This is a genomic window from Streptomyces subrutilus, assembly GCF_008704535.1.
Taxonomy (GTDB): domain Bacteria; phylum Actinomycetota; class Actinomycetes; order Streptomycetales; family Streptomycetaceae; genus Streptomyces; species Streptomyces subrutilus.
Map to the genome: position 1 here is coordinate 2,209,892 of NZ_CP023701.1, position 21,432 is coordinate 2,231,323.

Consider the following 21,432-nt stretch of genomic DNA (forward strand, 5'->3'; position numbering starts at 1 on the left):
GTCGTGGAGCGGTGAGCAGCGAGCGATGTGCGCTCACCGCTCCACGTCGAAACCACCGGGCCACTGCCAGGGCTCCGGTACCGCGGCGGGCCGGCCTGCACCGTCGGCCGCCCGGCACGCCGCGTGCCGCACGCGGCGCCCGGCACACCGGGTCAGACGAAGACCGCGAGCGACTTCGCCTTGCCGCCCTTGCTCTCCACGAGCCCGAGCAGCTGCCCCTGCGGCCCGTAGACCGCGACCGTCTGCCCCGCCGCGTACACCTCCGGCATGTCGATCCGCACGCCGTTGGCGAGCAGCGAGGCCCGCCGGGCGTCCAGGTCCCAGCGCGGGAAGGCCGCGGCGGCGGCGTCGCCGATCGGCATGACGGTCAGCTCCTCCTGGAGCTGGTCGAGGGTCCGCGCCCGGTCGATCTTGTACGGGCCGACCCGGGTGCGCCGCAGCGCGGTCAGGTGCCCGCCGACGCCGAGGCCGGCGCCGAGGTCGCGGGCCAGGGCCCGGATGTACGTGCCGCTGGAGCAGACGACGGAGACGACGAGGTCGACGACCTCGGTGCCGTCCTCGGCCCGGGCCTCCCGCATGTCGTACACCTGGAACGAGGAGACCGTCACCGGCCGGGCCGGGATCTCGAAGTCCTCGCCGTCCCGCGCGCGCTTGTAGGAGCGCACGCCCTTGATCTTGATGGCACTGACCTTCGACGGGACCTGCATGATCTCGCCGGACAGTGCGGCGATGCCCGCGTCCACGGCGTCCCGGGTGACCCCGGAGGCGTCCGTGGAGGAGGTGATCTCGCCTTCGGCGTCGTCCGTCAGGGTGTTCTGGCCCAGACGGATCGTGCCGAGGTACTCCTTCTCCGTGAGCGCGAGGTGGCCGAGCAGCTTGGTGGCCTTCTCCACGCCCAGGACCAGCACGCCCGTCGCCATCGGGTCGAGCGTGCCGGCGTGGCCGACGCGGCGGGTCCTGGCGATCCCGCGCATCTTGGCGACCACGTCGTGCGACGTGAAACCGGACGGCTTGTCGACGATGACCAGGCCGTCCGGAGTCTTCCCTGCGTCGGTGCTCATTCCGCGGCAGCGCCCTCGTCGGAGTCGTCGTCCTCGTCGGGCTTCTTGTACGGGTCGGCGTCGCCGGCGTACTTGGCGCCGGAGGACACCTCGCGCACCTGGGCGTCGGAGGCCCGCGCCTTGTCGAGGAGGTCCTCGATGGTCTTGGCGTTCTCCGGGAGGGCGTCCGCGACGAAGGTCAGGGTGGGCGTGAACTTGGTTCCCGCCGCCCGGCCGACCGCGGAGCGCAGCACGCCCTTGGCGCTCTCCAGGCCCGCTGCCGCACTGGCCCGGTCCTCGTCGTCGCCGTAGACCGTGTAGAAGACCGTGGCCTCCCGCAGGTCGCCGGTGACCCGGGTGTCCGTGATGGTCACGTGCGTACCGAGGCGGGGGTCCTTGACACCGCGCTGCAGCTTCTCGGCCACCACCTCCCGGATGAGGTCCGCCAGCTTCTTCGCCCGCGCATTGTCGGCCACTGGTCCGTCTCCTTCTTTCTTGCAGACAAGCAATCAGTCTTCATCACCGTGGAAGCGCCGCCGTACGGACAGCAGCTCCACTTCCGGACGTGCCGCGACCAGCCGCTCGCAGCGGTCCAGTACGTCCGAGAGGAACCCCGCGTCCCCGCTCACCAGAGCGACCCCGATACGGGCCCTGCGGTGCAGGTCCTGGTCGCCCACCTCGGCCGCGCTCACCGAGAACTTGCGTTGGAGCTCGGCCACGATGGGCCGGACGACGGAGCGTTTCTCCTTCAGCGAGTGGACGTCGCCGAGGAGCAGGTCGAAGGACAGAGTCCCCACGTACATGCAGTTCCGGATGTCCCGCCGGTGCGGGTTCGGTGGCCTGCCGGGCCTTCGCCCGGCCGGAGCACCCGTCCGCCGCGCGGACGGGTCATCAGAACCGTACACGCAACGGCCGGGGCCGATCGACGGATATTCCGCCGACCGGCCCCGGTGTCACGACTGCCTACGACACGGTGCGAACCGCCTCGCGCTTACGCGCGGGGCTTCTCGCGCATCTCGTACGTCGCGATGACGTCGTCGATCTTGATGTCGTTGAAGGAGCCGAGGTTGATACCGCCCTCGAAGCCCTCGCGGATCTCGGTGACGTCGTCCTTGAAGCGGCGCAGACCGGAGATGTTGAGGTTCTCCGCGATGACCTTGCCGTCTCGGATGAGGCGCGCCTTGGTGTTGCGCTTGACCTCGCCCGACCGGATGAGGACACCGGCGATGTTGCCCAGCTTGGACGAGCGGAAGATCTCGCGGACCTCCGCCGTGCCGAGCTCGACCTCTTCGTACTCCGGCTTGAGGAGACCCTTCAGGGCCGCCTCGATCTCCTCGATGGCCTGGTAGATCACCGAGTAGTAGCGGACGTCGACGCCCTCGCGGTCCGCCATCTGCGCGGCGCGGCCGACAGCACGGACGTTGTAGCCGATGACGATGGCGTCGGAGCCCATCGCCAGCGAGATGTCCGACTCGGTGACCGCACCCACACCGCGGTGCAGGACGCGGATGTCGACCTCTTCGCCGACGTCGAGCTGGAGCAGCGAGGACTCCAGGGCCTCGACCGCACCGGACGAGTCGCCCTTGATGATGAGGTTGAGTTCCTGGACGAGACCGGCCTTGAGGACCGAGTCGAGGTCTTCCAGGGACACCCGGCGGACGCGCTTGGCGAAGTTGGCGTTGCGCTCGCGCGCCGCACGCTTCTCGGCGATCTGACGGGCGGTGCGGTCCTCGTCGACGACGAGGAAGTTGTCGCCGGCGCCGGGGACGTTGGTGAGACCCAGGACCAGGACGGGGGTCGAGGGACCCGCTTCCTCGATGTTGTTGCCCTTGTCGTCGAGCATGGCGCGCACGCGGCCGTAGGCGTCGCCCACGACCATCGTGTCGCCGACGCGGAGGGTACCGCGCTGGACGAGGACGGTGGCGACGGCACCGCGGCCGCGGTCGAGGTGGGACTCGATCGCAATACCCTGCGCGTCCTGCTCCGGGTTGGCGCGCAGGTCGAGCGAGGCGTCGGCGGTGAGGACGACGGCCTCCAGCAGGGAGTCGATGTGCAGACCCTGCTTGGCGGAGATGTCGACGAACATCGTGTCGCCGCCGTACTCCTCGGCGACCAGACCGAACTCGGTGAGCTGACCGCGCACCTTGACCGGGTCGGCACCCTCGACGTCGATCTTGTTGACCGCGACGACGATCGGGACGCCGGCGGCCTTGGCGTGGTTGAGCGCCTCGATCGTCTGCGGCATGACGCCGTCGTTGGCCGCGACCACGAGGATCGCGATGTCGGTCGACTTGGCACCACGGGCACGCATGGCGGTGAACGCCTCGTGACCGGGGGTGTCGATGAAGGTGATCTTGCGGTCCTCGCCGTTGACCTCGGTGCCCACCTGGTAGGCGCCGATGCCCTGCGTGATGCCGCCGGCCTCGCCCGCGACGACGTTCGTCTTGCGGATGGCGTCGAGCAGTCGGGTCTTGCCGTGGTCGACGTGACCCATGACGGTGACGACCGGCGGACGCGGCATGAGGAACTCCTCGCCGCCCTCGTCCTCGCCGAACTCGATGTCGAAGCCTTCGAGGAGCTCGCGGTCCTCTTCCTCCGGGCTGACGATCTGAACCGTGTAGTTCATCTCGCCGGCCAGCATTTCGAGGGTCTCGTCGGACACGGACTGCGTGGCCGTGACCATCTCGCCGAGGTTCATCATCACGGCGACGAGCGACGCCGGGTTGGCGTTGATCTTCTCCGCGAAGTCGGTGAGGGAGGCACCGCGCGACAGGCGAACGGTCTCGCCCTGGCCGCGCGGCAGCATCACGCCGCCGACCGACGGGGCCTGCATGGCCTCGTACTCCTGGCGCCTCTGGCGCTTGGACTTGCGGCCGCGACGCGCCGGACCGCCGGGACGGCCGAAGGCGCCCTGCGTGCCACCACGGGCACCGGGACCACCGGGACGCCCGCCGAAGCCGGGACGACCGCCGCCACCCGCGCCGGCCGGACCGCCGCCGAAGCCGCCGCCACCGGGACGCGGGCCGCCGAAGCCGCCGCCGCCGCCGGGACGCGAGCCCGGACCGGCCGGACGGCCGGCGAAGCCGCCGCCGCCGGGACGCGCGCCGCCGCCACCGGGGCGACCTGCGCCGCCCGTACCGGGACCACGGCCGCCGGGGCCGCCGCCGGGACGGGGACCGGGACCACCGGCAGCGGGACGCTGCGGCATCATGCCCGGGTTGGGACGGTTACCGCCGGGAGCACCACCGGGACGCGGGGCACCGCCCTGCGGACGCGGCATGCCGCCCGGGGTCGGGCGACCGGCGCCCTGGCCCTGCGGACGCGGAGCGCCGCCGGGACCGCCCTGCGGACGGGGGGCACCCTGGCCGCCGCCGGCGCCGGGGGCACCGGGACGGGGAGCGCCGGCCGGACGGGGCGCCTGCGGGCGCGCCATGCCGGTGGAGCCACCAGAGGTGAAGGGGTTGTTGCCCGGACGGGGACCGGCCGGACGGGCGCCCTGCGGACGCGGGGCACCGGCACCGCCGGCGGGACGCTGGGACGGACCGCCGGGGGCGGTGCCGGCCGGGCGCGGGGCGCCGGGACGGGCGCCGGGCTGGCCGCCCTGGCCCTGGGCCGGACGCTGCTGCGCCGGACGGGGGCCGGGAGCCGCGGCGGGGCGCTCGGTGCGCGCCGGGGCGGCCGGGGCCGCCGGAGGCGCGGAGAACTCGGTCACCACGGGAGCCGCCGGAGCGGGCTTCGGGGCGGCCGGGGCCTTCGGACCGGGACGCGGGCCGGAGGCGGCCGGGGTCACCGGTGCGGGCGCTGCGGGGGCCGGAGCCTCCGCGACGACCGGCTTGGGGGCCGGTGCGCCGGGCTTCGGCGCGCCGGGACGTGCAGCGGCACCCGGGGTGGGCGCCCCGGGCTTGGCGGGCGCGGCCTTGCGGGGCGCACCCGGCTTCGCGGCGGACTTGCCGGCGTTGCCGCCGGGGCCCTGCAGCGCGTCGGTCAACTTGCGTACGACAGGCGCCTCGATCGTCGAGGACGCCGAACGGACGAACTCACCGAGTTCCTGGAGCTTGGCCATGACGACCTTGCTCTCAACTCCGAACTCCTTGGCGAGTTCGTATACCCGGACCTTAGCCACTTCGCTCCTTTGAGGTCCGGGTTACGCCGGACCGTTGCTACTTCATGGGCGTACTCATCGCGTACTCATCGAGTGCTCATCGCAATCTCGACCTACTTCCAACTCGCGAGGTACCTGACCGCACGGGGTATCCGTGCCGTTCTACGTCTTACGGTGTCGCCCCGGCCTCGACGGCCACGGCTTTGCGCAGTTCCGCCGTGTCGAGCGCCCCGGCGGACCGGAGGGCCCGGGGGAACGCGCGTCGGCGGACCGCCTGGTCGAGGCAGACCACGGCGGGGTGCACGTAGGCACCCCGGCCCGGCAGCGTACCGCGCGGATCGGGGACGCATTCGTCCCCCACCGCCACGATGCGCAGCAGATCGTTCTTGGCCGCTCGCTCCCGACACCCCACACAGGTGCGTTCGGGGCATGCGCGGGCTTGCGTCCGGCCAGACACGCCTAAGTCTACCTCCCCGTAGCGACCTCACCCCTTCAGGTGAAAAATCGAACGGATGTTGTCGTGATCCGATGTCCCACGATCCGCTGTCGAAACCACCACGGGCCCCGTGCGAGGCCCGTGGTGTACGGCGTTCGTGATCCTGTCTACCGTCCGGGGAGCCCCGGCCGGTACCGGTTTATTCCCCGTCCCGGCCCTCGCCCGAGGGCTGCTCGGTGTCGGGACGGATGTCGATGCGCCAGCCGGTGAGCCGCGCGGCGAGGCGGGCGTTCTGGCCCTCCTTGCCGATGGCCAGCGACAGCTGGTAGTCGGGCACGGTCACCCGGGCGGAGCGGGTGTCCCAGTCGACGACCTCGACCTCGCTCACCCGCGCGGGTGACAGCGCGTTGGCGACCATCTCCGCCGGGTCGTCCGACCAGTCGACGATGTCGATCTTCTCGCCGTGCAGCTCGGCCATCACGTTGCGCACCCGGCTGCCCATCGGGCCGATGCAGGCGCCCTTGGGGTTGAGGCCGGAACGCGTGGACCGGACGGCGATCTTGGTGCGGTGGCCGGCCTCGCGGGCGATCGCCGAGATCTCGACGCTGCCGTCGGCGATCTCCGGGACCTCCAGCGAGAAGAGCTTCTTCACCAGGTTGGGGTGGGTCCGCGACAGGGTCACGGACGGACCGCGGACACCCTTCGCCACCCGCACCACGTACGCCTTCAGGCGCAGGCCGTGCGTGTACTCCTCGCCGGGGACCTGCTCCTGCACCGGCAGGATGGCCTCCAGCTTGCCGATGTCGACGAGGACGTTCTTGGGGTCCTTGCCCTGCTGGACCACGCCGGTGATGACGTCGCCCTCGCGGCCGGCGAACTCGCCGAAGGTCAGGTCGTCCTCGGCGTCGCGCAGCCGCTGCAGGATGACCTGCTTGGCGGTCGTCGCGGCGATCCGGCCGAAGTCCGACGGGGTGTCGTCGAACTCCTTGGGTTCCTGTCCCTCTTCGAGGTCCCTCGGGTCTTCCTTCGCCCACACGACCACGTGACCGTTGGTGCGGTCCAGCTCGACGCGTGCGCGGCGGAAGCTCCCGTCGGTCCGGTGGTACGCGATGAGGAGGGCCGACTCGATCGCCTCGACGAGCAGGTCGAAGGAGATCTCCTTCTCCCGGACCAGACCCCGCAGGGCACTCATGTCGATGTCCACGACTACGCCTCCTCTTCCTTCTTGTCCTTGCGGTTGAACTCGATCTCGACACGCGCCTTGGCGATGTCGGTGAACGCGATGCGGCGGGCGGTCGCCTTGCGGCCCTTCACGCCCGGTACTTCGAGGTCCAGCCCCTCGTCGTCGACGCCGAGGATGCGGGCGATCAGTTCCCCGTCCTCGGCCAGCTGGAACTTCACGAGGCGGCCGGTCGCCCGCACGTAGTGGCGGTGCTCGGTCAGGGGGCGGTCCGCCCCTGGGGAGCCGACCTCCAGGACGTATTCGTCCTCGCCCATCGCGTCGGACTCGTCGAGCCGGTCGGAGACCTCACGACTCAGCTCGGCGCACGCGTCCAGCTCCACGCCCTCGTCGGAGTCCACGGTGATCCGCAGCATCCGGCGCTTGCCCGCCTTGGACAGCTCGATCTCTTCGAGGTCCAGGCCCTTGGCGGCGACGAGCGGCTCCAGCAATGCGCGCAGCCTGTCGCTCTGGGTGGTGCTCATCCGGGTGACTCCTCGGCCGCGTGTGCTGTTGTGGTTTCCGTCGTGCGTCAGGTCAAAGGGTATCCGGTCGCGGGGGGTGTTGCCGTCCGCCCTGGGGACAGGGCCCCGGGTACCGTGATCACACCCTGCCCCGCCGCACCCCGAGGACGCCGACGTGCCCTGGACCCTGGCCCCCAGACCCTCGAGACGGAGCCTGCTCGCCGGAGCGGCCGGCGCCGCGCTGCTCACCGGGTGCTCCGGCGGCGCCTCGCCCGGCGCCGGCTCCGCCGTGCCGCTCGAACGGCGGATGCGCGAAACGGCCGTGCGGGACAGCGAGCGACTGCTGGAACGTTACGACGCCACGGCCGCCGCCCATCCGGACCTGGCGCAGCGGCTCGCGCCGCTGCGCGCCTCCGTCGCGGCGCACGCGGCGGCCCTCTCCCCCGACCCCGCGGGCAGCGCGTCCGCCTCCCGGTCGGCTTCCGCCCCGCCGCCGGCGCCCACCGGCGCCGCCGCGCCCACCGCCTCCGGCGCCGAGCCGGTGCCGCCCAAGGCCGCCGACGCCCTGACCGCCCTCGCGGACGCCGAGCGCGGCCTGTCCGAGTCCCGGACCATCGACCTCGCCGGGGCGCCCGGAGAGCTGGCCCGCACCCTGGCCTCGGTGGCCGCGTGCGGCGCCGTCCACGCCTACCTGCTGACCTCCACCCCGGGAGCCGCGTCGTGAAGCCCGAACCCGCCGCCGGCAACCCCCTGGAGGCCGCCCAGGCCGCACTGGCCGCCGAGCACGCGGCCGCGTACGGCTACGGCGTGATCGGGGCCCGGGCCGCCGCCCGCGCGGGCGAGGCGCGCGACGCGTACGGCGGCCACCTGGCCCGGCGCGACGCGCTGGCCCGGACCGTACGGGAGCTGGGCGGTGCGCCGCGGGCCGCGGAGGCGGCGTACGTCCTGCCGTTCCAGGTGCGCACCCCGGCGGACGCCGAGCGGCTGGCCGCCGAGATCGAGGACCGGGTGGCGGGCGCGTACTCCGATCTGGTGCGGGCCGCGCAGGGCCCGTTGCGCCGCGAGGCGGCGGACGCGCTGACCGCCGCGGCCGTGCGCGCGGCGCGCTGGCGCGGTGTCGGCGTAGCCTTCCCTGGGCTGGCGGAACGCACCGAACCGGCCCGGACCAGCTGAAAGGGACCACGCACGCATGGCTTTCGAACCGCCGCAGCGGCTTGTACGGGCGCTCGGCGAGACGCCGGATCCGGCGTCGGACGCGGACTGGCTGGAGCGGTTGCCCGGCCTCGCCGAGGCCGCGCTGGCCCGGCGCGGGGTCGAGCCCCAGCGGGTGCAGGCCCCGGGCGGGCGCAGCAGCCTGGTCGTCCTCGTCCGCTACCCCGACGGGACCCCGGCGGCGCTGAAGCTGGCTCCCCCCGACGCCCGGCCCGACCGCGAGCTGACCGCGCTGGCCCACTGGGGCGGCTTCGGGGCGGTACGGGTCCTCGACACGCGCCACCACGGTGAGGACGGGGCGCTGCTGCTGGAGCGGCTGCACCCGGAGGTCTCCCTGCGCTCGCTCCCGGAGACGAAGGCGCTGCTGGAGGCCTGCGGCACGCTGCGCAGGCTGTGGGTGGCGCCGCCGGCCGGGCACGGCCTGGAGACGGTGGAGGAGCGCACGCGGGCCCAGTCGGAGGCGCTGCGCGCGGCGCCGGAGGAGGTGCGGGCGCTCGCGGAGGCGGCCCTGGCGGTGCGGGCGGAGCTGACGGCGCTGCCCGGCGAGGAACTGCTGCTGCACGGCAGCTTCCGCCAGGGGAAGGTGCTGGCCGGCGAGCGGGCGCCGTGGCTGACGGTGGGCCCGGATCCGCTCGTCGGCGAGCGGGCGTACGACCTGGCGCGGCTGGTGCGCGACCGGCTGGAGGACCAGGTGGCCTCCTCGGCGGGGGCCGCGGGCGCGCGGCGCCGGGTGAACAAGCTGGCCGACGCGCTGGAGGTGGACCGGGACCGACTGCGGGGCTGGACGCTGTTCCGGGCGGTGGAGTCGGGCAACCGGGCCCTCGCCGCGGGACGGCGGCGGGATGCGGAGCTGTTGTGGGAGTTCGCGGCCTGGTTGTAGGGCATACCGTACATAAGTAGGTATGTCCGGCAGGAGGCCGTCATGGTCGAGGAACTGCTGACAGCGGTGGTCGCCGCGGGTGCGGGCATCGGGGTCTACGCGGTCGCCGCGTCGCGGGTGGTGAAGCAGTACGAACGGGGCGTGGTCTTCCGCTTCGGCCGGCTGCGGCAGGGCGTGCGCGGGCCCGGGTACACGATGGTCGTGCCGGGGGTCGACCGGCTGCGCAAGGTGAACATCCAGATCGTGACGATGCCGGTGCCGGCCCAGGAGGGCATCACGCGGGACAACGTCACGGTGCGGGTGGACGCGGTCGTGTACTTCAAGGTGGTCGACGCGGCCAGCGCGGTCGTCGAGGTGGAGGACTACCGGTTCGCGGTCTCGCAGATGGCGCAGACCTCGCTGCGGTCGATCATCGGCAAGTCCGACCTGGACGACCTGCTGTCCAACCGGGAGCAGCTCAACCAGGGGCTGGAGCTGATGATCGACAGTCCGGCGGTGGGATGGGGCGTGCAGATCGACCGGGTCGAGATCAAGGACGTGTCCCTGCCGGAGACGATGAAGCGGTCGATGGCGCGGCAGGCGGAGGCGGACCGGGAGCGGCGGGCGCGGGTGATCAACGCGGACGCGGAGCTCCAGGCGTCGAAGAAGCTGGCCCAGGCGGCGGAGGTGATGTCGGAGCAGCCGGCGGCCCTGCAGCTGCGGCTGCTGCAGACGGTGGTCGCGGTCGCGGCGGAGAAGAACTCGACGCTGGTCCTGCCGTTCCCCGTGGAGCTGCTGCGCTTCCTGGAGCGCGCGGCCCCGGTCCCGGGCGCCGCCCCGGCTGCCCCCCGCCCGGCCTCCGCGGCCCTCGAAGCGGACGCGCAGTCCCCGGCCCCTCCGCCGGAAGCGGCGGCGCCCGCCCGTCCGGTGGACCCCGCGGCTCCGGCGGCACCGGCGGCGGGAGCCGAGGCGGCGGCTGCGCCGCCCGCGGAGCTCCCGGCGGACCCGGCCGGGCCGCCGGAGCGGCCGGCCGGGCCGTAGCGGGCGGGCCGCGCCCGGCACGGCACGGTCCCGAAGAGGGCTGGGTCGTCTCTTTCGGATCGTGCCGGTTGAGCCCGCGTCGTCCGGTGCCGTGCATCGGCGCCTCGGCGGGACGCCGGAGCACTGGACGTACGTGGTGTTCCGCCAAGGCGGCGAGGTGCGCTGCCGGGCGGCGCGGGCCCGGCACGATCCGGAAGAGACGCCCTAGGTCAGGCGGGCGAGGGCCTCGTCCAGGGGCAGTTCCTCGCGGGTGCCCGCGGCGCGGTCCTGGAGTTCGACGACGCCCTCGGCCGAGCGGCGCCCCGCGACCAGGATCCACGGGACCCCGATGAGCTCCGCGTCCGTGAGCTTCACGCCCGGCGAGAGTCCCGCCCGATCGTCCAGGAGCACGCGCCGGCCCGCCTCCGCCAGCGTGGCGGCGGCCGCCTCGGCGAGGGCCAGCGGGACGGCCTTGCCCGCGGCCACCACGTGCACGTCGGCCGGCGCCACCGCGGCCGGCCAGCACAGCCCGCGTTCGTCGGCGGTCTGCTCGGCCAGGGCGGCCACCGCGCGCGAGACGCCGATGCCGTACGAGCCCATCGTGACCCGGACCGGCTTGCCCTCGCGGCCCAGCACGTCGAGGCCGAAGGCGTCCGCGTACTTGCGGCCCAGCTGGAAGATGTGCCCGATCTCGATCGCCCGGTCGAGCCGCAGGCCCGTCCCGCAGGCGGGGCAGGGGTCGCCCGGCTCCACGACGACGACGTCGAGGTAGCGGTCCACCTCGAAGTCCCGGCCGCAGACCACGTTGCGGGCGTGGGTGTCGGGCCGGTTGGCGCCGGTGACCCAGGCGGTGCCGGGGGCCACGCGCGGGTCGGCCAGATAGCGGACCTTGTCGAGGCCCTGCGGGCCGACGTAGCCCCGTACGAGGTCGGGGCGGTCCGCGAAGTCCTCGGCCGTCACCAGCTCGACCACGGCCGGGGCCAGGTGCTCGCCGAGCTTGCCCAGGTCGACCTCGCGGTCGCCGGGCACGCCGACGGCGACGATCTCGCCGTCCACCTTGACCAGGAGGTTCTTCAGGGTCGCGGAGGCCGGGACGCCCAGGTGCGCGGCCAGGGTCTCGATGGTCGGGGTGTCGGGGGTGTCCACCTCCTCCGCGGCCGGGTGCTCCGCGGACACCGGGGCGAGGGCGAAGGTCACGGCCTCGGTGTTGGCCGCGTACGAGCAGGCCGGGCAGTCCGCGAAGGTGTCCTCGCCCGCGCCGGCGGGCGCCAGGAACTCCTCCGACGCCGAGCCGCCCATGGCCCCCGAGACCGCCGACACGATCCGGTGGTCGAGGCCGAGCCGCTCGAAGATCCGCACGTACGCCTGGCGGTGGAGCCGGTAGGACTCCTCCAGCCCCTCGTCGGAGACGTCGAAGGAGTACGAGTCCTTCATCTGGAACTCGCGGCCGCGCAGCACGCCGGACCGGGGCCGGGCCTCGTCGCGGTACTTGGTCTGGATCTGGTAGAGCATGACCGGCAGGTCCTTGTACGAGGTGCACTGGTCCTTCACCAGCAGGGTGAAGATCTCCTCGTGGGTGGGGCCGAGCAGGTAGTCGGCGCCCTTGCGGTCCTTCAGCCGGAACAGCAGGTCGCCGTATTCGGACCACCGGCCGCTGACCTCGTACGGCTCCTTGGGCAGCAGGGCCGGGAGCAGCACCTCCTGGGCGCCGATCGCGTCCATCTCCTCGCGGACCACGCGCGAGACGTTGTCCAGGACCCGCTTGCCGAGCGGCAGCCAGGTCCACACCCCGGCCGAGCTGCGCCGTACGTAGCCGGCGCGGACCAGGAGCCGGTGGCTGAGGGTTTCGGCGTCGGCCGGGTCCTCGCGGAGGGTCTTGGCCATGAGGCGGGACATGCGCTGCACGTGTTGCGTAGACATGCGGGGAGGCTACCGGGGGCCGTGCGGGCGGTGGAAACCGTTTCAGCGGCGCAGCAGGGGCAGCGGGGCGCCCATGACGGCGTACGGGAGGCTCGCGCTCGGGAAGTGGACCCTGCGGGCGAGGTCGGTGTAGCCGAGGGCCCGGTAGAGGCCGCGGGCGGGGCTGTCGGTGTCGATGGCGGAGAGGATGGAGCGCGGCTCGGCGGCGTCGTCGGTGAGGGCGGTGATGAGCGCGCGGCCCACTCCGTGGCCCTGGAAGCCGGGGTGGACGTGGAGTTCGGTGATCACGAAGGAGTGGTCGAGCCAGTCCTCGTGGCCGCCGGCGCGCAGGTGGGGCTCGACGATGGTGGACCACCAGTGGGAGCGGTCGTTGGGCATCCCGTACACGAAGCCGGTGAGGGCGCCGTCGTCGCTGAAGGCGCCCAGGGCGCGGGCGCCCCGGCAGGTCATGTGGCGCTGGACGATGTAGCGCCGGATGCCGACCTCCTCCTCGCTGAGCCCGAAGGCGACGGCCTGCACGCGCAGGGCCTCGTCCACCCGGGCGGCGAGGTCGAGGGGGCCGATGCGGACTCCGGTAGGCAGCATGCGGCGACCTTACTGCGCGGTACCGGGCCGCCGGTATGCCGCCCGGAACTCCGCCCGGATCAGAACAGGACGCTCATGAAGGCGCCGACCTCGCGGAAGCCGACGCGGCGGTAGGCGGCGCGGGCCGCGGTGTTGAAGTCGTTGACGTAGAGGCTGACCACGGGGGCCACGTCGCGCAGCGCGTAGGCGACGACGGCGGCCATGCCGGCCTCGGAGTGGCCGCGGCCTCGGAAGGCGGGGTCCACCCAGACGCCCTGGATCTGGCAGGCGCCGGGGGTGGCGGCGCCGATCTCGGCCTTGAAGACGACCCGGCCGTCGTCGACGCGGGCGAAGGAGCGGCCGCTGCCCACGAGTTCGGCGACGCGGGCCTGGTAGAGCAGGCCGCCGTCGCCGACCATCGGGGAGATGCCCACCTCCTCGGTGAACATGGCGACGCAGGCGGGCATGATCAGGTCCATCTCGTCCTTGCGGACGCGGCGGACCTGCGGGTCGGGCGCGACCGTGGTGGACGGGTGGTCGATGGTCATGAGCGGCTGCCGGGAGCGGACGTCGCGGGCCGGGCCCCAGGCGGGCTCCAGGAGCTGCCAGAGCAGCCGGGTGGCCTCGGCGGGGCCGACGATGGAGGAGCAGCGGCGGCCGGTGCGGCGGGCGCGGTCGGCGAAGGCGCGCACGGCGTCGGGTCCGGCGCAGACCGGGACCAGGTTGGCGCCGGCGTAGCACAGGGAGAGGAGCTCGCCGTCGGCGTACCAGCCCCACATCTCGCCGCCCAGGCGCCACGGATCGAGTCCGGCGACCTGGACCCGCGAGGTGACGAAGGCGTTCGCGACCGGCTCGCGTCCGAGGACTTCGAGGGCGGCGTCGAGATCACTGGGCTCAAGGACCCGGGTGGTGGTCTGCGTCAACACTGGGGCCTCACCGTGCAAGTCTGCTGATCTCCGCACTGTACCCGGCGTCGCTGGGGGTTGCCGCGCCCCACAGGTCACGAAAGGGCCCCGGCCCCGCCCGCGAGCTGCGGGAACGGGGCCGGGTTCTGCGGAAGGGGCCGCGGGCCGGCCCGGGAGGGGCGGCGGGAGCGGCCGCGGGGTTCAGACGCCGATGGCGACCGTGGGCTCGCCGGAGGTCACGCCGTCCTTCTCCATCTGCTCGGCGATCTTCATCGCCTCTTCGATGAGGGTCTCCACGATCTTCGACTCGGGGACGGTCTTGATGACCTCGCCCTTGACGAAGATCTGGCCCTTGCCGTTGCCGGAGGCGACGCCGAGGTCGGCCTCGCGGGCCTCGCCGGGGCCGTTCACGACGCAGCCCATGACCGCGACGCGCAGCGGGACCTCCATGCCCTCCAGGCCCGCCGTGACCTCCTCGGCCAGCTTGTAGACGTCGACCTGGGCCCGGCCGCAGGAGGGGCAGGAGACGATCTCCAGGCGGCGGGGCTTGAGGTTCAGCGACTCCAGGATCTGGATGCCGACCTTGACCTCCTCGACCGGCGGGGCGGAGAGGGAGACGCGGATGGTGTCGCCGATGCCCTCGGAGAGCAGCGCGCCGAAGGCGACGGCGGACTTGATGGTGCCCTGGAAGGCCGGTCCGGCCTCGGTGACGCCGAGGTGCAGGGGGTAGTCGCAGGCGGCGGCGAGCTGGCGGTAGGCGTTGACCATCACGACCGGGTCGTTGTGCTTGACCGAGATCTTGATGTCGCCGAAGCCGTGCTCCTCGAAGAGCGAGGCCTCCCACAGCGCGGACTCGACGAGCGCCTCGGGGGTGGCCTTGCCGTACTTCTTCAGCAGCCGGGCGTCGAGGGAGCCCGCGTTCACGCCGATCCGGATGGGGGTGCCGGTGTCCTTGGCGGCCCGCGCGATCTCCTTGACCTTGTCGTCGAACTGCTTGATGTTGCCCGGGTTCACGCGGACCGCGGCGCAGCCGGCGTCGATCGCGGCGAACACGTACTTGGGCTGGAAGTGGATGTCGGCGATCACCGGGATCTGCGACTTCTTCGCGATGACGGCGAGGGCGTCGGCGTCGTCCTGGGTCGGGCAGGCCACCCGGACGATGTTGCAGCCGGAGGCGGTCAGCTCGGCGATCTGCTGGAGCGTGGCGCCGATGTCGGAGGTGCGGGTGGTGGTCATCGACTGCACCGACACGGGTGCGTCGCCGCCGACGGCCACGGAACCGACCTGGATCTTGCGGCTGACCCGTCGGTCGGCGAGCTTCGTCGGTACGGCAGGCATTCCGAGAGAGATGGCAGTCATCTGCTGTGCAACCCCAAGGTGTGGATCAAGGTCCCGAGATCGGCGGGCTCCAGCCTTCGAGATTACGCCAATCAGCGCGTGTCCCGCGCATCCGCGGGGCGCGCCACCCGAACGTAGGGAGCCGGGCACGATGTGTGCCCGGCTCCGGTGCGTCTGGTGTAGGCCGGTGGGGCGTGAGCGCCTGCCGGGTCCGTCGCGGGGCCGTCCCGACTCAGGTGATCTTGATGGGGTTGACCACGTCGGCGACCATCACCAGCAGGGTGAAGCAGATGAAGACGCTCGCCACCACGTAGGCCACCGGCATCAGCTTCGCCACGTCGAACGGGCCCGGGTCGGGGCGCCTGAACACCCGCGCCACGTTGCGCCGGAGCGATTCCCACAGGGCGCCCGCGATGTGTCCGCCGTCCAGCGGGAGCAGCGGGAGCATGTTGAAGAGGAACAGCGAGAGGTTGAAGCCGGCCAGCAGGTTGAGGAAGATCACCAGGATGTGCGTGGGCGGCAGGTCCAGGTTGAAGATCTCCCCGCTGACCCGGGCGGCGCCGACGACGCCCATCGGGCTGTCCTGGGCGCGCTCGGCCCCGTTGAAGGCCGCGTTCCACAGGTCCGGGACCTTGGACGGCAGGGCGACCAGCGACTGCACGCCGGTCTGCATCATCTCGCCCATGCGGCCGACGGACTGGCCGAAGGACTGGGGCACGTAGCCGGTGGCGGGCGCGAAGCCGAGGAAGCCGGCGGTGACGTACTGGTCCTTCACGTACTGGCCGCTGCCGTCCGTCTTGGCGACCGTGTTCTTGATGAGGTCCGCCTTGAGCTCGACGGTCCGGCCGGCCCGCTCGACGGTGAGGGTGGCGGGGCCGACGGTCGCGCGGATGTCCTTCTGCAGCGCGGACCAGTCGTCGGTGGGGCGGCCGTTGAAGGCGACGATCTTGTCCCCGGCCAGGAGTCCGGCGGCCTTGGCGGGGGCGGCCGGATCGCCGGCGGCGCAGCTGGTGCGCTTCTCGCTCTGCTGGATGACGCAGTCGGAGACCGAGGCGACGGAGGTGGTCTGGGTGTTGAGTCCGAAGGCCATCAGCGTGGTGAGGAAGATCGCCACGGCCAGGACCAGGTTCATGAACGGTCCGGCGAACATCACGATCACGCGCTTCCACGGCTTGCGCGTGTAGAAGAGCCGGTCCTCGTCGCCGGGGCGGAGCTCCTCGTAGGCCGCCGAGCGGGCGTCCTCGATCATCGACCGGAACGGCGAGGTCGAGCGGGCCGTGACCCTGCCGTCCTCGCCGGGCGGGAACATCCCGATCATGCGGATGTAGCCGCCCATCGGGATGGCCTTGATGCCGTACTCGGTCTCGCCCTTCATCCGCGACCAGATCGTCGGGCCGAAGCCGACCATGTACTGCGGCACCCGGATGCCGAAGATCTTGGCCGTGGACAGGTGGCCCAGCTCGTGCCAGGCGATGGAGACCAGCAGCCCCACCGCGAAGATCACGACCCCGAGCACCGTCATCAGAACCGTCATGCGCCAGCCTCCACGGCGGCACCGGCCGCCATCTCCCGCGCCCGGGCCCTGGCCCAGGCCTCCGCCTCAAGGACGTCCCGGACGGTCAGGGAAGTTCCCGGTTCCGGTGTCCCGTGCTCATCGACCACGGCAGAGACGGTATCCATGATTGCTGTGAACGGCAGCCGACCGGCCAGGAACGCCCCGACGCACTCCTCGTTGGCCGCGTTGAAGACGGCCGGGGCGGTGCCGCCGAGCGCGCCCACGTGCCGGGCCAGGCCCACCGCGGGGAAGGCCTCGGTGTCCAGGGGGAAGAACTCCCAGGTGGAGGCCTTGGTCCAGTCGAAGGCGGGGGCCGCGTCCGGGATCCGCTGGGGCCAGCCGAGGCCGACGGCGATGGGGCCGCGCATGTCGGGCGGGGTCGCCTGGGCGAGCGTGGAGCCGTCCGTGAACTCCACCATCGAGTGGACGTAGGACTGCGGATGGACCACGACCTCGATGCGCTCGAAGGGGATGTCGTAGAGCAGGTGCGCCTCGATGACCTCCAGCCCCTTGTTGACCAGGGTCGCCGAGTTGATGGTGATCACCGGTCCCATCGCCCAGGTGGGGTGGGCCAGCGCGTCCTGGACGGTGACCCCGGCGAGCTGCTCACGGGTGCGTCCGCGGAAGGGGCCGCCGGAGGCGGTGACCACGAGCTTGCGGACGTCGGCGCGGGTGCCGGCGGCCAGGGCCTGGAAGAGCGCCGCGTGCTCGGAGTCGACCGGGATGATCTGGCCGGGCTTCGCCAGGGCCTTGACCAGGGGGCCGCCGACGATCAGCGACTCCTTGTTGGCGAGGGCCAGGGTCCGTCCGGCCCGCAGCGCGGCGAGGGTGGGCGCGAGCCCGATCGACCCGGTGATGCCGTTGAGGACGGTGTGGCACGCGGAGGCCGCGAGGTCGGTGGCCGCGTCGGGCCCGGCCAGGATCTCGGGCAGCGGCTCGGCCGCGCCGTACTGGGCGCTCAGCGCCTCTTTCAGGGCCGGTACGGCGTCCTGGCGGGCGACGGCCACCGTGCGCACCCGCAGCAGCCGGGCCTGCTCGGCCAGCAGCCCCACCCGTCCGCCGGCGGCGGAGAGGGCGCTCACGCGGAACCGGTCCGGGTTGCGCAGGGCCAGGTCGATGGCCTGGGTGCCGATGGAGCCGGTGGATCCGAGGATCACGATGTCCCGGCGGCCGGCCGCGGGGTCGAAGAGGACGTGCGGATCGGCGAGGGGGGCTGGGCGGTCGCTCATGCCCCCATTGTTGCCGGAAGTCAGGACGGCTTGGGCACGGAGCCCCCGTCGGTGACCCGCAGGAGGAGGTGCGGGAGGGTTCCGGCGAAGTCGGGGAGGGTGCGGGCCGCCTCCCACCAGGCGTCCGGGTCGGTGCCGAGGGCCAGGTCGAAGAGCCGGTCCGCCTCGGCGCGGGCGGCGAGCACGGCCTCGGGCCGGTCGTGCCGGTCGGGGTGGTCCACTTCGCCGAGCCAGTGGTCCTCGTCCAGCGCCCAGCAGGCCGGCAGCTTGTGCCGGACCACGTCGGTGCCGGTGAGCAGCCCCCGGTCCAGGCAGTCCCGGACCCAGCGGATGTCCTCCTCGACGGTCTCCATGGGGACGGCGAGGCTGGCCAGGGCGAGTTCGCGCTCCACCTCGCCGACCGGCTCGACGGCGGCCGGGGCCAGCCGGCGCACGGCGCGCGGCAGTGCGCCGTCGGGGGGGACGGGCCCGGCCGGTACGGGTGCGGCCGGTACGGGTGCGGCAGGGCCCCGCGGGCCGGCGACGACGGCGGCCACCAGGTCGGGCAGCGGTCCGGGGAAGCCGGGGGCGCGGCGCAGCAGCTCGGCCCAGAGGCGGGGGTCGTCGCCCAGCGGGGCCAGCGCCCGGAGCGCGGCGGTGCGCAGGCCGGCCAGTTCGGGGAGGGTCCAGCGCAGGCCGGGGCGGGCCGGGAGGTCGCACAGGAGCAGCGCGCGCCGGGCCGGGGTCACGCAGCCGACGAGCTCCTCGTGGGTGAGCCGGCCCATCCGGACGGCGCGGACGGCGGGCCGGTGCCAGGCCGGTTCCTCGCGCGGGGCGGCGGAGGGGGCGAGCAGCGCGCGGACGGTGTGCGGGGGCAGGTCGGCGACGAGCAGCAGGGCTTCGACGGCGCCGGGCGGCAGCGGCCGGCGGGCGTGCTCGGCGGCCAGCAGGGCGGGGTCGAGCGCGTGCGGGAGCCGCAGGACCTCCAGGGCCGTCCGGGGCCGGCGGGCGCCGTGCCGGCGCAGCAGGCCGGTGACTTCGGGGGTGGTGAGGGGGCCGTCGGCGGGGTCCCGGCCGAGCTCGGCGCGGAGCAGGGCCGCCAGTTCGGGCGGGGTGCGGTGCTTCGCGTACCGGACGGGGCCGGGCAGACCGGGCAGCGGCCGGCCGACGACGCGGGGGTTGCGGGCCACGTAGTGCCGGTCGGAGTCGGTGCCGTGGCGCAGCAGCAGGGTGACGGCGGAGGCGGGGAGCCACTCGTCGCGGCACAGGTAGGTGCGGGCGGCGGGGTCGGAGCGGCCGAGCCGGTCCAGCAGGGCCAGGGCGATGCGGTCCGGTGCGTGGCGCAGGACGTGCGCCACGCACCACGCCAGCCGTCGGCTGTTGCGGTCTTCCCCGGCCGTCGACATCGCTGCCCGCCTCGCGCTCGTGCCCGTACGGGTGTCCCGTGGGCGCACCCGTACCCGTACCCGTACATCCGTCCGGCTGGTGTCGATGATCGCAGGTCAGCGGAGCGGGCGGTGCACGTTTTCCTCCTCGGAGGGGCCCGGGGCGGCGTCGGCGATCCAGGGGCCGTCGCCGGAGGGGTCCAGGACGCCCTCCTCCAGCCAGGTGTAGGTGCCGGTGAGCACGCCCTCGACGACCTTGCGGTCGAGGTCGTCGGTGTTGGACCAGAGCCGGCCGAAGAGCTCGTCCGCGCGCAGCCGGGACTGCCGGCAGAAGGCGTCGGCCAGCTGGTACGCCTCGCGGCCGTGCGCGCCGGCGGCGCGCAGGTGCTCGGCGCGGACGCAGGCCGCGCTCATCGCGAAGAGTTCGGCGCCGATGTCCACGATCCGGCCGAGGAAGCCCTGCTTGGTCTCCATGCGGCCCTGCCAGCGGGACATGGCGTAGAAGGTCGACCGGGCGAGTCTGCGGGAGGTCCGCTCGACGTAGCGCAGGTGGGTGGCGAGGTCGGGGTGGCCGGCGGGGTGGAACTCCCGGTACGTGCCCGGCACCTGGCCGGCCCCGGTGGCCAGCTTCGGCAGCCAGCGGGCGTAGAAGCCGGCCGCCCTGGCCCCGGCCCTGGCCTTGTCTCCGAGGTCCTTCTCCGGGTCGATGAGGTCGCCGGCCACCGACAGGTGGGCGTCGACCGCCTCCCGGGCGATGAGCAGGTGCATGATCTCGGTCGAGCCCTCGAAGATCCGGTTGATCCGCAGGTCGCGCAGCATCTGTTCGGCGGGGACGGCCCGCTCGCCGCGGGCGGCGAGGGACTCGGCGGTCTCGAAGCCGCGTCCGCCGCGGATCTGGACCAGTTCGTCGGCCATCAGCCAGGCCATCTCGGAGCCGTAGAGCTTGGCGAGGGCCGCTTCGATGCGGATGTCGTTGCGGTCCTCGTCGGCCATCTGGGAGGCGAGGTCGACCACGGCCTCCAGGGCGAAGGTGGTGGCGGCGATGAAGGAGACCTTGGCTCCGACGGCCTCGTGCCGGGCGACCGGGCGGCCCCACTGCTCGCGCACGCCGGACCATTCACGGGCGATCTTCAGGCACCACTTGCCGGCGCCGACGCAGAGGGCGGGCAGTGACAGCCGGCCGGTGTTGAGGGTGGTCAGCGCGATCTTCAGGCCGGCGCCCTCGGCGCCGATGCGCTGGGCGGCGGGGACCGCCACCCGGTGGAAGCGGGTGACGCCGTTCTCCAGTCCGCGCAGGCCCATGAAGGCGTTGCGGTGCTCGACGGTGATGCCCGGCGAGTCGGCCTCCACCACGAAGGCGGTGATGCCGCCGCGGTGGCCCTCGGACTTCGGGACGCGCGCCATGACGACGAGGAGGTCGGCGACCACCCCGTTGGTGGTCCACAGCTTCACCCCGTCGAGGACGTAGCCGTCGTCCCCGTCCGGGACGGCCGTGGTGGCCAGGCGGGCCGGGTCGGATCCCACGTCGGGCTCGGTGAGCAGGAAGGCGCTGACGGCGGTGGTGGCGCAGCGCGGCAGGTAGGCGTCCTTCTGCTCCTGCGTGCCGAACATCTTCAGCGGCTGCGGCACGCCGATCGACTGGTGCGCGGAGAGCAGCGCGCCGATGGCGGGGCTGACGGAGCCGACGAGGGCGAGGGCCTTGTTGTAGTAGACCTGGGTGAGGCCCAGTCCCCCGTACCGGGGGTCGATCTTCATGCCGAGGGCGCCGAGTTCCTTGAGGCCGCGCACGGTCTCGTCGGGGATCCGCGCCTCGCGCTCGATGCGGGCGGGCAGGCCCGCGGCGAGCTCGCGCTCGCAGAACTCCCGCAGCCGGGCCAGGAAGGCCTCGCCGCGCCGGACGTCCTCGTCGGCGGGGAGGGGGTGGGGGTGGATCAGGTCGAGCCGGAAGCGCCCGAGGAAGAGCTCCCGGGCGAAGCTGGGCTTGCGCCAGTCCTGCTCGCGGGCCGCCTCGGCGACCTGCCGTGCCTCGCGCTCGGTCACCTTGGGCTGCGTGCCGCCGGGCTGTACGGGCTGTACGGGCTGTGGTGCGGACATGCGGGGACTCACCTCGCCGCCGGAGTCGGGTCGTTCACCTGATGAACGGATGATCGGACGGTCCTACGTGGTGAGTCGTACCCGCTCGCGGGCGCCCGAAAAGCGGGATTG

19 protein-coding genes are annotated in these 21,432 nt (G+C 73.2%); 4 read left to right on the forward strand and 15 right to left on the reverse strand.

Annotated elements, in window-relative coordinates; all coding sequences use genetic code 11:
- Window positions 1-152 precede the first annotated feature (152 nt).
- The 7 genes from truB to rimP all read right to left on the reverse strand — a co-directional run bounded on the left by truB (window position 153) and on the right by rimP (window position 7,282).
- The gene (gene truB, locus CP968_RS09335; protein WP_150517562.1) at window positions 153-1,061 is read right to left on the reverse strand and encodes a tRNA pseudouridine(55) synthase TruB; all 909 of its coding nucleotides are present in this window, start codon (window positions 1,059-1,061) and stop codon (window positions 153-155) included.
- Entirely contained in the window at window positions 1,058-1,516 is a 459-nt protein-coding gene (gene rbfA / locus CP968_RS09340) for a 30S ribosome-binding factor RbfA (RefSeq protein ID WP_150517563.1), read from the reverse strand. Before rbfA ends, truB begins: the two co-directional genes overlap by 4 nt.
- A 33-nt stretch (window positions 1,517-1,549) precedes the next feature.
- Window positions 1,550-1,843, reverse strand: coding sequence for a DUF503 domain-containing protein (locus CP968_RS09345; RefSeq protein WP_030030358.1), 294 nt, complete (start codon window positions 1,841-1,843; stop codon window positions 1,550-1,552).
- A 188-nt stretch (window positions 1,844-2,031) separates the two neighbouring features.
- Window positions 2,032-5,163 carry a translation initiation factor IF-2 gene (gene infB, locus CP968_RS09350; RefSeq protein ID WP_150517564.1) on the reverse strand — a complete coding sequence of 1,044 codons (3,132 nt, stop codon included), beginning with the start codon at window positions 5,161-5,163 and terminating at the stop codon, window positions 2,032-2,034.
- Window positions 5,164-5,311: 148 nt separating this feature from the next.
- Window positions 5,312-5,599 carry a YlxR family protein gene (locus CP968_RS09355; protein WP_150517565.1) on the reverse strand — a complete coding sequence of 96 codons (288 nt, stop codon included), beginning with the start codon at window positions 5,597-5,599 and terminating at the stop codon, window positions 5,312-5,314.
- Between the two features lie 178 nt (window positions 5,600-5,777).
- Window positions 5,778-6,782: a transcription termination factor NusA gene (gene nusA / locus CP968_RS09360; protein WP_150517566.1), complete on the reverse strand. Its 1,005-nt coding sequence runs from the start codon at window positions 6,780-6,782 to the stop codon at window positions 5,778-5,780.
- A 2-nt stretch (window positions 6,783-6,784) separates the two neighbouring features.
- Entirely contained in the window at window positions 6,785-7,282 is a 498-nt protein-coding gene (gene rimP, locus CP968_RS09365; RefSeq protein WP_150517567.1) for a ribosome maturation factor RimP, read from the reverse strand.
- A gap of 154 nt (window positions 7,283-7,436) precedes the next feature.
- Between rimP and CP968_RS09370 the strand changes: the two genes are divergently transcribed.
- From CP968_RS09370 to CP968_RS09385, 4 genes are read left to right on the forward strand one after another with little or no spacing between them, the layout of a single operon-like run.
- The gene (locus tag CP968_RS09370; protein WP_150517568.1) at window positions 7,437-7,985 is read left to right on the forward strand and encodes a hypothetical protein; all 549 of its coding nucleotides are present in this window, start codon (window positions 7,437-7,439) and stop codon (window positions 7,983-7,985) included.
- Complete coding sequence (locus CP968_RS09375) at window positions 7,982-8,434, forward strand: DUF4439 domain-containing protein (protein ID WP_167536778.1); 453 nt, start codon at window positions 7,982-7,984, stop codon at window positions 8,432-8,434. Before CP968_RS09370 ends, CP968_RS09375 begins: the two co-directional genes overlap by 4 nt.
- Window positions 8,435-8,450: 16 nt before the next feature.
- Entirely contained in the window at window positions 8,451-9,353 is a 903-nt protein-coding gene (locus CP968_RS09380; protein WP_150517570.1) for an aminoglycoside phosphotransferase family protein, read from the forward strand.
- Between the two features lie 42 nt (window positions 9,354-9,395).
- Window positions 9,396-10,373, forward strand: a complete 978-nt coding sequence (locus CP968_RS09385; protein ID WP_150517571.1) for a slipin family protein — start codon at window positions 9,396-9,398, stop codon at window positions 10,371-10,373.
- A 204-nt stretch (window positions 10,374-10,577) separates the two neighbouring features.
- On the opposite strand, the gene CP968_RS09390 is transcribed toward CP968_RS09385, so the two are convergent.
- The 8 genes from CP968_RS09390 to CP968_RS09425 form a co-directional block, all read right to left on the reverse strand.
- Window positions 10,578-12,272 (reverse strand): proline--tRNA ligase, encoded by a 1,695-nt coding sequence (locus CP968_RS09390; RefSeq protein WP_150517572.1) that lies wholly within the window; start codon window positions 12,270-12,272, stop codon window positions 10,578-10,580.
- 42 nt (window positions 12,273-12,314) lie between these two features.
- A complete protein-coding gene (locus CP968_RS09395; protein WP_189828962.1) occupies window positions 12,315-12,857 on the reverse strand; it encodes a GNAT family N-acetyltransferase in 543 nt (180 codons plus the stop codon).
- Between the two features lie 59 nt (window positions 12,858-12,916).
- The gene (locus CP968_RS09400; protein WP_150521826.1) at window positions 12,917-13,759 is read right to left on the reverse strand and encodes a GNAT family N-acetyltransferase; all 843 of its coding nucleotides are present in this window, start codon (window positions 13,757-13,759) and stop codon (window positions 12,917-12,919) included.
- Between the two features lie 183 nt (window positions 13,760-13,942).
- Window positions 13,943-15,100: a flavodoxin-dependent (E)-4-hydroxy-3-methylbut-2-enyl-diphosphate synthase gene (gene ispG, locus CP968_RS09405; protein ID WP_150517573.1), complete on the reverse strand. Its 1,158-nt coding sequence runs from the start codon at window positions 15,098-15,100 to the stop codon at window positions 13,943-13,945.
- 211 nt (window positions 15,101-15,311) lie between these two features.
- Window positions 15,312-16,613, reverse strand: a complete 1,302-nt coding sequence (locus CP968_RS09410) for a M50 family metallopeptidase (RefSeq protein ID WP_150517574.1) — start codon at window positions 16,611-16,613, stop codon at window positions 15,312-15,314.
- Window positions 16,610-17,863, reverse strand: coding sequence for a 1-deoxy-D-xylulose-5-phosphate reductoisomerase (gene dxr / locus CP968_RS09415; RefSeq protein ID WP_150517575.1), 1,254 nt, complete (start codon window positions 17,861-17,863; stop codon window positions 16,610-16,612). Before dxr ends, CP968_RS09410 begins: the two co-directional genes overlap by 4 nt.
- A 20-nt stretch (window positions 17,864-17,883) precedes the next feature.
- Window positions 17,884-19,248: a serine/threonine-protein kinase gene (locus CP968_RS09420; RefSeq protein ID WP_150517576.1), complete on the reverse strand. Its 1,365-nt coding sequence runs from the start codon at window positions 19,246-19,248 to the stop codon at window positions 17,884-17,886.
- Between the two features lie 96 nt (window positions 19,249-19,344).
- Window positions 19,345-21,321 (reverse strand): acyl-CoA dehydrogenase family protein, encoded by a 1,977-nt coding sequence (locus tag CP968_RS09425; protein WP_150517577.1) that lies wholly within the window; start codon window positions 21,319-21,321, stop codon window positions 19,345-19,347.
- Window positions 21,322-21,432 lie beyond the last annotated feature (111 nt).

Coding starts and splice junctions, on each gene's coding strand:
- CP968_RS09385 (WP_150517571.1), top strand. CDS start 9,396: ATGGTCGAGGAACTGCTGACAGCGGTGGTCGCCGCGGGTGCGGGCATC.
- rimP (WP_150517567.1), bottom strand. CDS start 7,282: ATGAGCACCACCCAGAGCGACAGGCTGCGCGCATTGCTGGAGCCGCTC.
- CP968_RS09425 (WP_150517577.1), bottom strand. CDS start 21,321: ATGTCCGCACCACAGCCCGTACAGCCCGTACAGCCCGGCGGCACGCAG.
- truB (WP_150517562.1), bottom strand. CDS start 1,061: ATGAGCACCGACGCAGGGAAGACTCCGGACGGCCTGGTCATCGTCGAC.
- dxr (WP_150517575.1), bottom strand. CDS start 17,863: ATGAGCGACCGCCCAGCCCCCCTCGCCGATCCGCACGTCCTCTTCGAC.
- CP968_RS09420 (WP_150517576.1), bottom strand. CDS start 19,248: ATGTCGACGGCCGGGGAAGACCGCAACAGCCGACGGCTGGCGTGGTGC.
- CP968_RS09395 (WP_189828962.1), bottom strand. CDS start 12,857: ATGCTGCCTACCGGAGTCCGCATCGGCCCCCTCGACCTCGCCGCCCGG.
- CP968_RS09410 (WP_150517574.1), bottom strand. CDS start 16,613: ATGACGGTTCTGATGACGGTGCTCGGGGTCGTGATCTTCGCGGTGGGG.
- CP968_RS09345 (WP_030030358.1), bottom strand. CDS start 1,843: ATGTACGTGGGGACTCTGTCCTTCGACCTGCTCCTCGGCGACGTCCAC.
- ispG (WP_150517573.1), bottom strand. CDS start 15,100: ATGACTGCCATCTCTCTCGGAATGCCTGCCGTACCGACGAAGCTCGCC.
- CP968_RS09390 (WP_150517572.1), bottom strand. CDS start 12,272: ATGTCTACGCAACACGTGCAGCGCATGTCCCGCCTCATGGCCAAGACC.
- CP968_RS09380 (WP_150517570.1), top strand. CDS start 8,451: ATGGCTTTCGAACCGCCGCAGCGGCTTGTACGGGCGCTCGGCGAGACG.